This window comes from Dermacoccus sp. MPR-E5, from assembly GCF_058809565.1.
On the sequence record NZ_JBXASS010000008.1, the window covers coordinates 47,328 to 59,721 of the forward strand.

Annotated in this window: 10 protein-coding genes and 1 tRNA gene; 6 read left to right on the forward strand and 5 right to left on the reverse strand. The window is 68.6% G+C overall.

Features of this window, described 5'->3' with window-relative positions; genetic code table 11:
- Positions 1–53 precede the first annotated feature (53 nt).
- Entirely contained in the window at positions 54–1,208 is a 1,155-nt protein-coding gene (locus tag AC1RS9_RS07750; protein WP_006946057.1) for an acyl-CoA dehydrogenase family protein, read from the reverse strand.
- 239 nt (positions 1,209–1,447) lie between these two features.
- On the opposite strand from AC1RS9_RS07750, the gene AC1RS9_RS07755 reads away from it, so the two are divergent.
- Positions 1,448–2,497, forward strand: coding sequence for a hypothetical protein (locus tag AC1RS9_RS07755; protein ID WP_492921062.1), 1,050 nt, complete (start codon positions 1,448–1,450; stop codon positions 2,495–2,497).
- A 99-nt stretch (positions 2,498–2,596) separates the two neighbouring features.
- Positions 2,597–4,285 carry a TIGR03767 family metallophosphoesterase gene (locus AC1RS9_RS07760; protein WP_074040982.1) on the forward strand — a complete coding sequence of 563 codons (1,689 nt, stop codon included), beginning with the start codon at positions 2,597–2,599 and terminating at the stop codon, positions 4,283–4,285.
- An 81-nt stretch (positions 4,286–4,366) separates the two neighbouring features.
- On the opposite strand, the gene AC1RS9_RS07765 is transcribed toward AC1RS9_RS07760, so the two are convergent.
- Entirely contained in the window at positions 4,367–4,867 is a 501-nt protein-coding gene (locus tag AC1RS9_RS07765) for a YajQ family cyclic di-GMP-binding protein (protein ID WP_074040983.1), read from the reverse strand.
- Positions 4,868–5,066: 199 nt separating this feature from the next.
- On the opposite strand from AC1RS9_RS07765, the gene AC1RS9_RS07770 reads away from it, so the two are divergent.
- Positions 5,067–5,150: transfer RNA gene (locus tag AC1RS9_RS07770), tRNA-Tyr, on the forward strand.
- Between the two features lie 79 nt (positions 5,151–5,229).
- Here the strand turns inward: AC1RS9_RS07770 and AC1RS9_RS07775 are convergent.
- Positions 5,230–5,583, reverse strand: coding sequence for a DUF952 domain-containing protein (locus AC1RS9_RS07775; protein ID WP_074040984.1), 354 nt, complete (start codon positions 5,581–5,583; stop codon positions 5,230–5,232).
- Positions 5,584–5,614: 31 nt separating this feature from the next.
- Here AC1RS9_RS07775 and AC1RS9_RS07780 point away from each other — a divergent pair, with 31 nt between their 5' ends.
- Positions 5,615–6,499 (forward strand): SDR family oxidoreductase, encoded by an 885-nt coding sequence (locus AC1RS9_RS07780; RefSeq protein WP_082740948.1) that lies wholly within the window; start codon positions 5,615–5,617, stop codon positions 6,497–6,499.
- 160 nt (positions 6,500–6,659) lie between these two features.
- Here the strand turns inward: AC1RS9_RS07780 and AC1RS9_RS07785 are convergent, their stop codons facing one another.
- Both AC1RS9_RS07785 and AC1RS9_RS07790 read right to left on the reverse strand, forming a co-directional pair.
- On the reverse strand, positions 6,660–8,696 hold the full coding sequence (locus AC1RS9_RS07785) for an acyl-CoA dehydrogenase family protein (RefSeq protein WP_074040993.1): 2,037 nt from the start codon (positions 8,694–8,696) through the stop codon (positions 6,660–6,662).
- A 71-nt stretch (positions 8,697–8,767) separates the two neighbouring features.
- Positions 8,768–9,619 carry a TetR/AcrR family transcriptional regulator gene (locus AC1RS9_RS07790; protein ID WP_074040985.1) on the reverse strand — a complete coding sequence of 284 codons (852 nt, stop codon included), beginning with the start codon at positions 9,617–9,619 and terminating at the stop codon, positions 8,768–8,770.
- 130 nt (positions 9,620–9,749) lie between these two features.
- Between AC1RS9_RS07790 and AC1RS9_RS07795 the strand changes: the two genes are divergently transcribed.
- Together AC1RS9_RS07795 and AC1RS9_RS07800 are read left to right on the forward strand one after the other, a co-directional pair.
- Positions 9,750–11,030: an acetyl-CoA C-acetyltransferase gene (locus tag AC1RS9_RS07795; protein ID WP_062258594.1), complete on the forward strand. Its 1,281-nt coding sequence runs from the start codon at positions 9,750–9,752 to the stop codon at positions 11,028–11,030.
- Positions 11,030–12,394 carry a 3-oxoacyl-ACP reductase gene (locus AC1RS9_RS07800; RefSeq protein ID WP_074040987.1) on the forward strand — a complete coding sequence of 455 codons (1,365 nt, stop codon included), beginning with the start codon at positions 11,030–11,032 and terminating at the stop codon, positions 12,392–12,394. Before AC1RS9_RS07795 ends, AC1RS9_RS07800 begins: the two co-directional genes overlap by 1 nt.

Sequence of the window (12,394 nt, forward strand, 5' to 3'; positions counted from 1 at the left end):
GGCGATCGCGCGCAGCGCGATCGCCATGGCCCTCGACCTTCGGTATTCGCTCGTCACAAACCCAGGTCACGCCCGATGATCATCTTCATGATCTCGTTCGAACCGGCCCAGATCTTGTGCACGCGAGCGTCACGCCACGCACGTGCCACGCGGTACTCGTTCATGTAGCCGTAGCCACCGTGCAACTGCACGCACTCGTCGAGCACGTCGCACTGCACCTGGGCGGCCCACCACTTCGCCTTTGCGGCGTCGACGGCCGTCAGCTTGCCCTCGGCGTGCGCGGCGACACAGTCGTCGATGTACGCCTCGGAGACCTCGATCTTCGTCACCATCTCGGCGATCTTGAAGGTGTTGTGCTGGAACGAGCCGATCGGCTGACCGAACGCCTTGCGGTCCTTGCAGTACTGGATCGTCTCGGCGAGGATCTGCTTCGCGTTCGCGATGTTCGCGATGGCGTTGCCGATGCGCTCTTGCGGCAGGTGCTTCATCATCGCGATGAAGCCGAGGTCCTGCGGGCCGAGCAGCGCGTCGGCGGGCAGGCGCACGTTGTCGAAGAACAGCTCCGACGTGTCCGACTCGACCTGGCCGACCTTGTCGAGCTTGTTGCCCTTGGTGAAGCCCTCGGTGCCGGCCTCGACGAGGAACAGCGAGATGCCCTTGGCGCCCTTGCTCGGGTCCGTGCGTGCCGCGACGACGGCGACGTCGCACTGGTGGCCGTTCGTGATGAACGTCTTCGAGCCGTTGAGGATCCAGTCGCCCGAACCGTCGTCAGCCTTGACGGCCGTCGACTTGAGGTTGGCGAGGTCCGAACCGCCCGACGGCTCCGTCATGCCGATCGACAGGATCAGCTCACCCGTCGCGACGCGCGGCAGGTACTTCTGCTTCTGCTCCTCGGTGCCGAGGCTGACGATGTACGGCGCGGTGACATCCGAGTGGATGCCGAAGCACGACGCGACGGCGGCGGTGAACTTGCTGATCTCTTCGGCGAAGATCGCGTTGAAGCGGTAGTCGTCGATGCCGGCGCCGCCGTACTCCTCCGGGATGCACAGGCCGAAGAAGCCCTGCTTGCCGGCCTCGAGCCAGATGTCACGCGCGATGACGTGATCGCGGATCATCTCCTCGGCACGCGGGGCGAGGGTGCGCTCAACGAACTCGCGGGCGGAAGCGCGGAACGCCTCGTGGTCTTCGTCGTAGATGTTGCGGGGCATGGGACGCCGCCTTTCTTAACTCATGGGTAGCTTGATCGCTCTTTGCATGGTACGCCCCGTCACAGGTACTTGTCGCCGGGCTGCGATCCTTACCTTTACGTAACCGCTGCGATGGTCTCGGCGCCGTCGCGATGCGCACCTCATCCACGGTTCGAGGAACACCGTAGGAGCTGGCCGTCAGGCGGGGGCACCAGAAAAAGTGTGGACGGGGTGAGCAGGCGCCCCATAGCGTCAATGCCATGACCCGGGACGAGATGCGAAGCGCTGACTACCTCATCGACTGGCGATCGTGGCGCGGCCCGAAGCAGTTCGGGTGGTACGAACTGTCAGCCCCGCGATGGTGGCCGCGCGGCGAGCGGGCCCGCTTCCCACTTCTCTTCGTGACGGCGCTCGCCGTCAAGACCCGGTTCGCGCTCTTCCCGCCCACGCCGGATGTCACGGAGGACGACGTCGACGAGGCAGAGCTCGAGGCCCTTCTCGACGAGATGCCCGGAACCCTGCCGATGGAACTGGCCCCGGCTGGGCAGCGTGCCGGCGCGGTGAGCGTCGGTTTCTCCGTCGATCCCGACGCCGATCTCACGCCGGCGCAGTGCCTCGTCGCAGAGCGAGGCGTCCGAGTTCGCGCGGATCACTGGAGCGACGGGTTCGCCCTTCACCCCGTCGATGTGCTGGCCTGGCAACCGTCCTTCGGCGGGTTCTCGACGGTCGACGGGCTCGTCGGGCGCGGATTCGACGCGTATGTCCGCATCCTGCACCCGATCGAGAAGCGCGACGACGACATCACGCGCCTGCGATGGAGTGCCCTGCCCGACGCCCGACTCGACGAGCCGGGCTGGCGCCCCGATCGTCGTCCTGATGGTTTGATCGACCTCGACTTCGAGAGCGAACGCGGCGTCGAGCTCGTCGAGGGGGTCATTCCGGAGCCCGAGCGCCGTGTCATCCATCAGCTGTTGCGCGACGATCTCAGGCGGCGTGCCGATGCGTCCCGCATCGTCCAGGGGATCTGGGCCGGCATCGGCGGGTTGGACGTCGAGGGCGCCACACAATGTCGCATCGACCAACCGGAGCGAGAGATCGTGCCGTTCACCGGCGCTTTCGACGAGATCGTCCTCGTCGACGACTGGCACACGGTCTCGATCGTCTACCCCGAATCCGGCGCGTGGTGCCTGGCGAACGACACCGATCTCGTGAGCACCTACCTCGCCGCCGAGGCGTCGTTGGCCCAGCGGTTCTTCGATGATCCGCGCCTCGAATGCCTCGTTGTCGGGCCCGAGAATCAGGTCGGTTGAGGAGCTACGAGTTCACGTCGCATTCAGCCGCCCGTCACGTCCATGCCCCGCGCCAGGGGCACGCTGGCACCTCCTCATCCCCGACGGAGAGTTGTCGTCATGCCTCGCCCCACACGTCGCGCGTTCCTCAAGGGCGCCTCCGGCTCCCTCGTCACCGCAGCGCTCGCCGCGACCAACGCCCAACTCGCGCAGGCCGCGGATCGTTCGGTCTACACCCGCGGCACGACGCTCGAGCAGGCTGCGGCCCCGGTGGCGACGAGCGGCTACACGCGTCTGACGGCCGGGCCGGGCTACCCCCTCGTCGTGCGCGCCGACCTCGCCGAGCCGCGACCTTCCCGCGACGACACCCGCACCGGCCTCGCGAGCATCGTCCAGTTCACCGACCTGCACGTCGTCGACGCGCAGAGCCCGGTGCGCTTCGAGTTCCTCAACACGGTCAACTCGAGCGCGTGCCGCCCGCAGGAGGCTCTCGGCACCCAGGGGGCGGCGCAGCTGGTCGAGCGGGTCAACGACCTCGCCAAGGGCCCGTTCACCGGGCGCCGGTTCGACTGCGTCGTCTCGACGGGTGACAACACGGACAACCACGAGCACGTCGAGCTCGAGTGGTACCTCGCAGTCATGAACGGCGGCGTCATCACCCCGAACACGGGCGCGAGCGACCGGTGGGAGGGCGCGCAGACGAGCGGCAACCCGCAGTACTACAACGTCGAGAATGCCTCCGTCCGCGACCGGTACGTCAGCGCAGGCTTCCCGGTCCTCGACGGCTTCTTCCGCCGCGCCACGGCAGCGCACCGCAGCCCGGGGCTGAACGTGCGATGGTTCTCGGTCTTCGGCAACCACGACGACTCCGTCAGCGGCGTCCTGCCGTCCGACTGGGGTGCACTGGCCGCGATGTACACCGGCGACGTGAAGTTCACCGGCTTCACCTCGGGCACGTCCGATGCGGCACTGCGACGCACCTTCGCGACCGGCAGCACGGCGATCAAGGGCGTCAGCAGCAGCACCAAGAACACCTGGCACGTCACACCCGATGAGCGCCGCAGGCCGTTCACCCCGACGGAGTACATGCGCGCGCACCTGCCGAGCGGCGGCCATGGCTTCACGGACGAGAACGTGGCGACCGGGCGCGGCTACTACACGTTCCGCATCGCCGACGGTGTCACGGGCATCTCGCTCGATTCGACGAACCGCGCCGGATTCACCGAGGGCAGCCTCGGGCACGAGCAGTTCCTGTGGTTGCAGCGTGTCCTCACCGCGGGCAGCAGCACGTACGTCGACTTCTGGGGTCGCACACAACGCCATGCCGTGGCCGACGAGATGTTCGTCATCTTCAGCCATCACACGAGCACGACGATGACGAACGTGCTGCTCGACCTGGCCACGCCCGAACTGCGGCACGCCGGGCGCGAGGTGCGCGACACGCTCATGCGTTTCCCCAACGTCGTGGCGTGGGTCAACGGGCACACGCACGAGAACCGCATCACCGCGCATCGTCACGCCGATCCGCGACGGTCGTTCTGGGAGATCAACACGGCGAGCCACGTCGACTTCCCGCAGCACGCGCGCATCATCGAGCTCTGTGACAACGCCGACGGCACGCTCAGCCTTTTCGCCACGCTCGTCGAGTCGGCCGCGCCGTACGCAGCGTCGACGACAGGGCAGGGCCAGGCTGATCTGGCATCGCTGTACCGCGAGCTGTCCTACAACGACCCGAACCGCTCGGCTGCCCTCCTGGGCGCCGACGTCGACCGCAACACCGAACTGATCCTGCGCCACCCCTGGCGTTGACGTCGAGGATGTCGACGACGAGGCCCCGCACCGAACGAATCGGTGCGGGGCCCTCGTCCATCGGGTGGTGAAGTACGCCGGTCAGCGGTAGTTCGTGAACTGCAGTGCGACGTCGAGGTCGGAGCCCTTGAGCAGGGCCTGCACCTCCTGCAGGTCGTCGCGGCTCTTGCTCGTGACGCGCAGTTCGTCACCCTCGATGCGGGCCTTGACGCTCTTGGGGCCCTCGTCGCGGATGATCTTGCTGATCTTCTTCGCGTTCTCGCTCGAGATGCCGTCCTTGAGTTTCGCCTCGAGGCGGTATTCTTTGCCCGACAGCTTCGGCGTCGGGTCGTCGTCGCCGTAGTCGAGTGTCTTGAGCGAGACGCCACGCTTGACCAGCTTGGTCTGCAGCACGTCGAGGACGGCGAGCGTGCGCTCCTCGGAGTTGGCCTTCATGACGATCGACTCGCCGGAGAGTTCGACGGACGCGCCGACGTTCTTGAAGTCGTAGCGCGAGCCGATCTCCTTCGCGGCCTGGTTGACCGCGTTGGCGACCTCCTGCTTGTCGATCTTGCTGACGATGTCGAACGAGCTGTCTGCCACGGTTTCTCCTTCGTTGAACGCGGGCGCTTCCTGCGCCTCATTATGCCGTGACGCCGATCCCGCGCCGTCGCGTCACCGTTCCAGCCGGCATCATTTCCTGACGGCGACGCCGCCGCGCCGCCGTGACCTCGCACACCCGCGCGTGCCCTGCCGATTCGCTCAACGGCGCGCGCTCTTGCTATGGTTTCCGAGCACGCGCGCCAGGTTGCCCGAGCGGCCAATGGGAGCGGACTGTAAATCCGTCGCGAAAGCTACGAAGGTTCGAATCCTTCACCTGGCACCACAGATGCACCGAGAGCCCTGCAGATTCGTCTGCGGGGCTCTCGTCTTGCCAAGGCCCGTCTGCCGAGTGGGCGCCACGCTCACGCAGCCGGCGGCTGTCCGATCGCCTCGACGTTGCTCACGCATGACGTCGGCAGAGGGCCACCGTAGACATGCGGAAACTTCTCGCTGCCCGCCGCGCCGGGGAGCGCGGGTTCGACGCGAACCTCGAGCCCCGCCGCGACGATGGCGTCCGCGTCCAACGTCAGCAGCACCAGCGGCACGTCGATGTCCGAGTAGAACCGCTCGAGCGTCGGCCGCACCTGCTCGGGGAAACTCGCGTGCAGGTAGCCGACCTGTTCGATCGTCATGCCGCGCGTCGACCAGATGTACTCGCCGTTCTCGAGCGCGTCCCGCCACTCCTCCGCCACCGCGATGTGCTGAATCGTTCTCATGCGCGCCACGATAGACGGGCATGATGGGCACATGGCCTTTCGCGCAGATTCCACCACTCTTCCCCGCATCGGTGTCACCGGTGTGACGGGTGCCGTCGGCGGCGCCGTCGCGCGCCTCGTCTCGGCACCGGGACGCCCGGTTCGCTTTCTCCTGCGCGACGTCTCGCGCCTGCCACATCTCGGTGACGGCGACGGTGAGAGCGAGGTCGCCGTCGCCGAGTACGGAGCCCCCGACGCCGCCGCCGCGCTCGAGGGCGTCGGCACCCTGTTCATGGTGTCGGCGGCCGAGAGCCCGACGCGCGTCGAGGAGCACCGCAACTTCGTCGACCAGGCCGCGAAGTCGGGCGTGCAGCACATCGTCTATACCTCGTTCCTCAATGCGGCGCCCGATTCGACGTTCACGCTCGGGCGCGACCACTTCGCGACGGAGGAGCACATCAAGGCCTCTGGCATGGTGTGGACGTTCCTGCGGGACAGCTTCTATGCCGACGTCTTCGAGCACTTCGCCGACGAGGACGGCGTCCTCCGCGGCCCGGCGGGTGACGGACGCGTCGCGCCCGTCGCCCGAGCGGACGTCGCCCGTGCCGCGCAGGCGGTGCTCCTCGCGCCGGGCGAGCACGCGGGCCGCACGTACGATCTCACCGGCCCGCAGGCCCTGACGCTGGACGAGATCGCCGCCATCCTCAGCGCGGGTCGCGACCGCGACTTCCGCTACGAACCCGAGACGATCGAGCAGGCGCGCGCGTCACGGCAGAAGTACGACCCGCAGCCGTTCGAGATGGACGCATGGGTGAGCACCTACACGGCGATCGCCGCGGGGGAGCTCGACGTCGTCAGCAACGACGTGCGACTGCTCACCGGGCAGAAGGCGATGACGTTCGAACAGCTCGTCGCCTCCAGCGAACCGGTGCGCTGAGCCCCGGGACGCCCCCGCGTGCGGCCAGGCACATCACCAGACGCGCGGGCAGAACGCCTGACGGGCGCCTCACCAGCCAGGTGAGGCGACCGTCAGCATTCGCGCCGCGATGCGTCGGCCGCCGAAGCGTCCTGTAACCCGCGAGGCGTCGAACCCGTCGTCAGGCCGTCACACCCGCGCGGTCCTGACCGAGGTCGATGAGGTCGTTCTCGAGCCACGACTCGGGGATGCCGAACGCCTTCGTCAGGTCGACGGCGTGGGGACGCAGCTCGGCGCACAGCTCGTTGATGCGCGTCGTGACGGCCTTCGAACGTGACGCCGTGATGCGGCCGTGCTCGATGAACCAGCCCTTGTCCTCCTCTATCGACGCCAGTGCGTAGAGGTCGAACACCTTCGCCATGAGCTCGCGCGCCTCGCCCTCGGGCATGGCCTCGAGGCCTTCCTTGAACGCTTCGAAGATCCGCAGGTCGATGTCGGCCTTCGCCGCGGCGAGGATGTGATCCTGGGCCGCGTTGAACACGGCGAACCCGTCGCGCTTGCCCGCCTTGCGCAGCCGCATCGCGGCCGTCTCGAGCAGGTGCGACGCGCGCTCGGAGAACATCGACTCCTGCCAGCCGCGTGAGTCGAGCGCCGTCTCGTCGTTGCGCGGCGTCGCGCCGTCGATGAGGCGCTGCAGGCCGGCACGCTTCAGCGTGTTCTCGACGAGTCCCTCGACGGTCTGCGCGGTGACCTTCGCGATCGTTCCCGCGATGTCGAGATCGCCCCACTGGTCCTTGTACTCCGTCAGCAGCCCCTTCGCGACGAGCTGCATGAGGACGGTGTTGTCGCCCTCGAACGTCGCGAACACGTCGACGTCGGCGCGCATCTGCGTCAGCCCGTTGGCCGCCATGTACCCGGCGCCGCCGCACGCCTCGCGGCACGCCTGGATCGTGTCGAGCGCATGCCATGTCGTCTGCGCCTTCATGCCGGCGACCCACGCCTCGAGTTCACGCTGAGCGTCCTCGTGGTCGGCGCCGGGCGTCTCCTTCTCCGACGACGTCGCTGCGTCCTCCAGTTCCTGCAGGCGTGCCGTCATGGCGTTCTGCGTGAAGCGCAGCGCGAACGACTTCGCGAGGCGCGGCAGCAGCTTCCGCTGATGCGCGAGGTAGTCGAGGACGACGAGTTCGTCGGGCGTGCCGGGAGCGGAGAACTGACGCCGCTGGTCGCCGTAGCGGACGGCGATGGCGAGCGCCTTCTGCGCCGCCGCACCCGCGCCGCCGCCGACGCACACGCGGCCGCGCACGAGCGTGCCGAGCATCGTGAAGAAGCGCCGGTTGATGTTGTCGATCTCCGAGACGTAGGTGCCGGTCTCGTCGATGCCACCGAACTTGTCGAGCAGGTTCTCGCGGGGCACACGGACGTGGTCGAATGCGATCGTGCCGTTGTCGACGCCGGGCAGCCCGCCCTTGACGCCGTTGTCGCTGATCGTGACGCCCGGCATCGGGTTGCCGTCCTCGTCGCGGATCGGCACGACGACGACGTGGACGCCCTTGCTCGGGGTCTCCTCCTCGCCGTCGGCGACGTCACCGACGCTCGGGACGACGAGCTGCGCGAACACGGCGGCCGCGCGTCCGTCCTTGGCGGCGTTCCCGATGTACGTCTTCGTCGCGGAAACGGTGGGGGAGTGCACGACGATCTCGTCGGTCTCTACGTCGTACGTCGCGGTCGTCTCGACGGCGGCGACGTTCGAGCCGTGGCCGACCTCCGTCATCGCGAAGCAGCCCATGAGCTTGCCGCTCATGATGTCGGGCACGTACGCGGCGAGGTGCTTGTCGGTACCGAGGCGCGAGACGGCGCCGCCGAACAGACCGAACTGGACGCCGTTCTTGATGAGCAGCGACAGGTCGCCGTAGGCCTCCATCTCGAACGCGACGCAGGACGCGCCGTAGTCGAGGGTGCCGCCGTACTGCGTCGGGAAACCGATCGAGCCGTACCCCTTGTCGGCGAGCGCGAGCACCTGACGCGTCACTCGCTCACGCTGAGCCTCGATCGACTCGCCGGGCGTGCCACTGATGGCCTCCCACGGCAGCTCGCCGCGGATCCGCTCGCGCAGGTCGCGCCACGGCCCGTCGAGCGCGATGCGCATCTGCTCGACGACGTCGTTCGTCGCGGGCGCGGGCGAAGTGTTCTCGGTCGTGGTCTCGGGAGTCGTGCTCATGTCGTCCTCCTTGTCGGCCGCGGGCGCCGCGGTGCGGCCTGCGGGTGAGAGCTGCCTCGGAACGGATCGTGTCATCCGGCCGGGTCGAACGTCGGTGTTTCGTCGGATCGGGCAGTGTCGTCGTGGATGCTTCGCTCGTCGCGTCCGGTGTCGGCGGGGCGGTCGGGTTGGTCGACGCCGCCGGGGCCAGCAGTAGCGATGTGCGCATCGGCCGGCCCTGGCGCGTCTCGCGCCAGCGCCCCGGCGAGGCCGCCGTGGGCGAGCGCGGCGAGGTGGGCGGCGAGTTGCGCGCGACTCAATCCGCCGGGGCTCTCCAGCCACCGGTCGGCCGATTCCTTGACGAGGCCGACGACGCCCCACGCGAACGCTCGCGCTCTCCCGCGAGCTTCCTCGGTGTCGGGGCCGAAGGCCAGCAGGAGGTCGAAGAGGTTGTCGGCGATCCGTCCCGAAAGGCCGGTGACGGGATCGCCAGGACCCTCCGGCAGCGTCACGTCCGGGCGCCTCACGACGAACCGGTACACCTCGGGATCGCGTTCGACGAGGCGCAGGTAGGAGTCGATGACGGCGCCGAGCATCGCGGGCCCGGGCGGCGTGCGTCGCGCGGACGAACCGGTGGCGCGGGCGTCGCCGTCACCATCCGACGTGGCGCTCGCGGCCGCGTCGATCTCGGCGAGGATGAGCGCGTCGACCGATTCGCACACGGCGAGGTAGAGCCCCAGCCGGTCGCCGAGGTGGCGGTAGATGACGGTCTTGCTCGTGCCGGCCTCGGCCGCGATCTCGTCCATCCCCACTCCGGCGCCGTGACGGCGGATGGCGCGCAGGGCGGCGTCGACGAGCTCGCGACGGCGGGCGACGCGATGGGCGGCCCAGCGCGCGTCGCGTCCGTCGGGTTGGGCGCTCGATGCTCGGGTGGTGGTGGACATGCCTGACACGGTATCGCGTACGCGCCGTACCTGCTACTGTCCGTATCGGTAAGTTTTGACGAGTGCTCACGTCCGCGCGGCCTCGTCATCGACTCGCGCACGACCCACCACGACTCAACCGGAGCGATTCATGACCACGATCCGTGACGCCTACGTCATCGGCGGCAACCGCATCCCGTTCGCCCGCTCGGGCGGCGCCTACCTCAAGGCCTCCAACCAGGACATGCTGACGGCGGCCCTCGACGGCCTCGTCTCGCGCTTCTCCCTCTCGGGTGAGCGCCTCGGTGAGGTCGTCGCCGGTGCCGTCATCAAGCACTCGCGCGACTTCAACCTCACGCGCGAATCCGTCCTCGGCAGCCACCTCGCGCCGACGACGCCGGCCTACGACATCCAGCAGGCCTGCGCGACGGGTCTCGAGGCTGCGATCCTCGTGACGAACAAGATCAAGCTCGGCCAGATCGACTCGGCGATCGCCGGTGGCACGGACACGACGTCCGACGCGCCGCTCGCACTGAACGAGGGTCTGCGCAAGACGCTCATGAAGGCGAACTACGCGAAGACGACGCCGGATCGCCTCAAGGCGTTCGCCTCGATCCGCCCGAACCAGCTCGCGCCCGAGCAGCCCCGCAACTCGGAGCCGCGCACCGGCCTCGCGATGGGCGACCACATGGCCATCACGGCCAAGGAGTGGGGCATCACGCGTGAGGCCCAGGACGAGCTCGCCGCCGCGTCGCACCAGAAGATGGCCGCCGCCTACGAGCGTGGCTTCTTCGACGACCTCATCACGCCGTTCCTCGGCCTCGCCAAGGACAACAACCTGCGTCCCGACAGCACGGCCGAGAAGCTCGCGAAGCTCAAGCCGGTCTTCGGCAAGGGCGAGGGCCTGACGATGACCGCCGGCAACTCGACGCCGCTGACGGATGGCGCCTCGGCCGTGCTGTTCGGCAGCGAGGCGTGGGCGAAGGAGCGCAATCTGCCGCTGCTCGCCCGTTTCGTCGACGGCGAGGCCGCCGCGGTCGACTACGTCGACGGCAAGGAGGGCCTGCTCATGGCCCCCGCGTACGCGGTGCCGCGCCTGCTCGCGCGCAACGGTCTGAGCCTGCAGGACTTCGACTTCTACGAGATCCACGAGGCGTTCGCCTCGACGGTGCTCGCCACGCTCAAGGCCTGGGAGAGCCCCGAGTTCTGCAAGGACAAGCTCGGTCTCGACGCGCCGCTCGGCTCGATCGACCGCAGCAAGCTCAACGTCAACGGAAGCTCGCTCGCCGCGGGCCACCCGTTCGCGGCCACCGGTGGCCGCATCATCGCGCAGCTCGCCAAGCAGCTGCACGAGAAGGGCTCCGGCCGCGGCCTCATCTCCGTGTGCGCCGCTGGTGGCCAGGGCGTCGTCGCGATTCTGGAGGCAGTGTGATGGCTGACGGTTACTCGAACTTCGTCAACAACGGTTTCGGCAAGAAGCTCGCCAAGCAGATCGGGCTGCCGCAGCCGCCCGTCCTGCGCCGTTACGAGGTCGGTCAGGACCTGCTCGACGGCCCCGCCGCCGTCGGCACGGTCGGTTCCGGCGTCGTCGGTTCGACGGCCGCGGCGATCCTGCGCGGCTCCGGCGCCGACGTGGTCGACGCCACCGCAGAGGCGACGTACTCCGACAAGCTCGGCGCGTTCGTCATCGACGTCACCGCGGCGACGAAGCTGACCGACCTCGAGACGTTCCGCGAGATCGCCATCCCGGCGGTCAAGGCGCTCGGCAGGTCGGCGCGCGTCATCGTCATGGCGACGACGCCGTCCGCGCTCGACGACGTCGAAGCCGCCGCGACGGCGCAGGCGTTCGAGGGCATCACGCGCTCGATCGGCAAGGAACTGCGCGCCGGCGGCTCGGCGAACCTGTTCTGGATCGACCCCGACGCCCAGGGCGACGCGGCCGTGCTCGAGGCGCCGCTGCGTTTCTTCGGCTCGAGCCGCTCGGCGTATGTGTCGGGTCAGCCGATCCGCATCCGCAAGCACGCCGTCACCGAGGTCGCCGACTGGCACCAGCCGTTCGCAGGCCAGGTCGCCGTCATCACGGGTGCGGCGCGCGGCATCGGCGCGCAGATCGCGCGCGTGTTCGCGCGCGCCGGTGCGCACGTCATCGCCGTCGACATCCCGGCCGCCGGGGACGCGCTGAGCAAGGTCGCCAACGAGATCGGCGGCACCTCGCTCGGGCTCGACATCACCTCACCCGACGCGGGCACGAAGATCGCCGAAGCCGTCGCCCGTCACGCCGACAAGCTCGACGTCATCGTCCACAACGCGGGCATCACGCGCGACAAGCTGTTCGTCAACACCGACGAGGCGCGCTGGAACTCGGTCGTCGACGTCAACCTCGGCGCGCAGTTCCGCATCAACGAGGTGCTGCTCGACCCGGCGACGAAGGGTGGTCTCAAGGACGGCGGACGCATCGTGTCGGTCGCCTCGACCTCCGGTATCGGCGGCAACCGCGGTCAGGCGAACTACGCGGCGTCGAAGGCCGGCGTCATCGGCATGGTGCGTGAGCTCTCGGAGAAGCTGGCCGAGCGCGACATCACCGTCAACGCCGTCGCGCCCGGCTTCATCGAGACCGACATGACGTCCAAGATTCCGATGGTGACGCGCGAGGTGGGCCGCCGCCTCAACTCGATGATGCAGGGCGGCAACCCGATCGACGTCGGCGAGGCCATCGCGTTCTTCGCCGAGCCGGGTTCGGCGGGCGTCACCGGCCAGGTGCTGCGCGTGTGCGGGCAGAGCCAGATCGGAGCCTGA

Coding starts and splice junctions, on each gene's coding strand:
- AC1RS9_RS07790 (WP_074040985.1), bottom strand. CDS start 9,619: ATGTCCACCACCACCCGAGCATCGAGCGCCCAACCCGACGGACGCGAC.
- AC1RS9_RS07775 (WP_074040984.1), bottom strand. CDS start 5,583: ATGAGAACGATTCAGCACATCGCGGTGGCGGAGGAGTGGCGGGACGCG.
- AC1RS9_RS07795 (WP_062258594.1), top strand. CDS start 9,750: ATGACCACGATCCGTGACGCCTACGTCATCGGCGGCAACCGCATCCCG.
- AC1RS9_RS07800 (WP_074040987.1), top strand. CDS start 11,030: ATGGCTGACGGTTACTCGAACTTCGTCAACAACGGTTTCGGCAAGAAG.
- AC1RS9_RS07785 (WP_074040993.1), bottom strand. CDS start 8,696: ATGAGCACGACTCCCGAGACCACGACCGAGAACACTTCGCCCGCGCCC.
- AC1RS9_RS07750 (WP_006946057.1), bottom strand. CDS start 1,208: ATGCCCCGCAACATCTACGACGAAGACCACGAGGCGTTCCGCGCTTCC.
- AC1RS9_RS07755 (WP_492921062.1), top strand. CDS start 1,448: ATGACCCGGGACGAGATGCGAAGCGCTGACTACCTCATCGACTGGCGA.
- AC1RS9_RS07780 (WP_082740948.1), top strand. CDS start 5,615: ATGGCCTTTCGCGCAGATTCCACCACTCTTCCCCGCATCGGTGTCACC.
- AC1RS9_RS07760 (WP_074040982.1), top strand. CDS start 2,597: ATGCCTCGCCCCACACGTCGCGCGTTCCTCAAGGGCGCCTCCGGCTCC.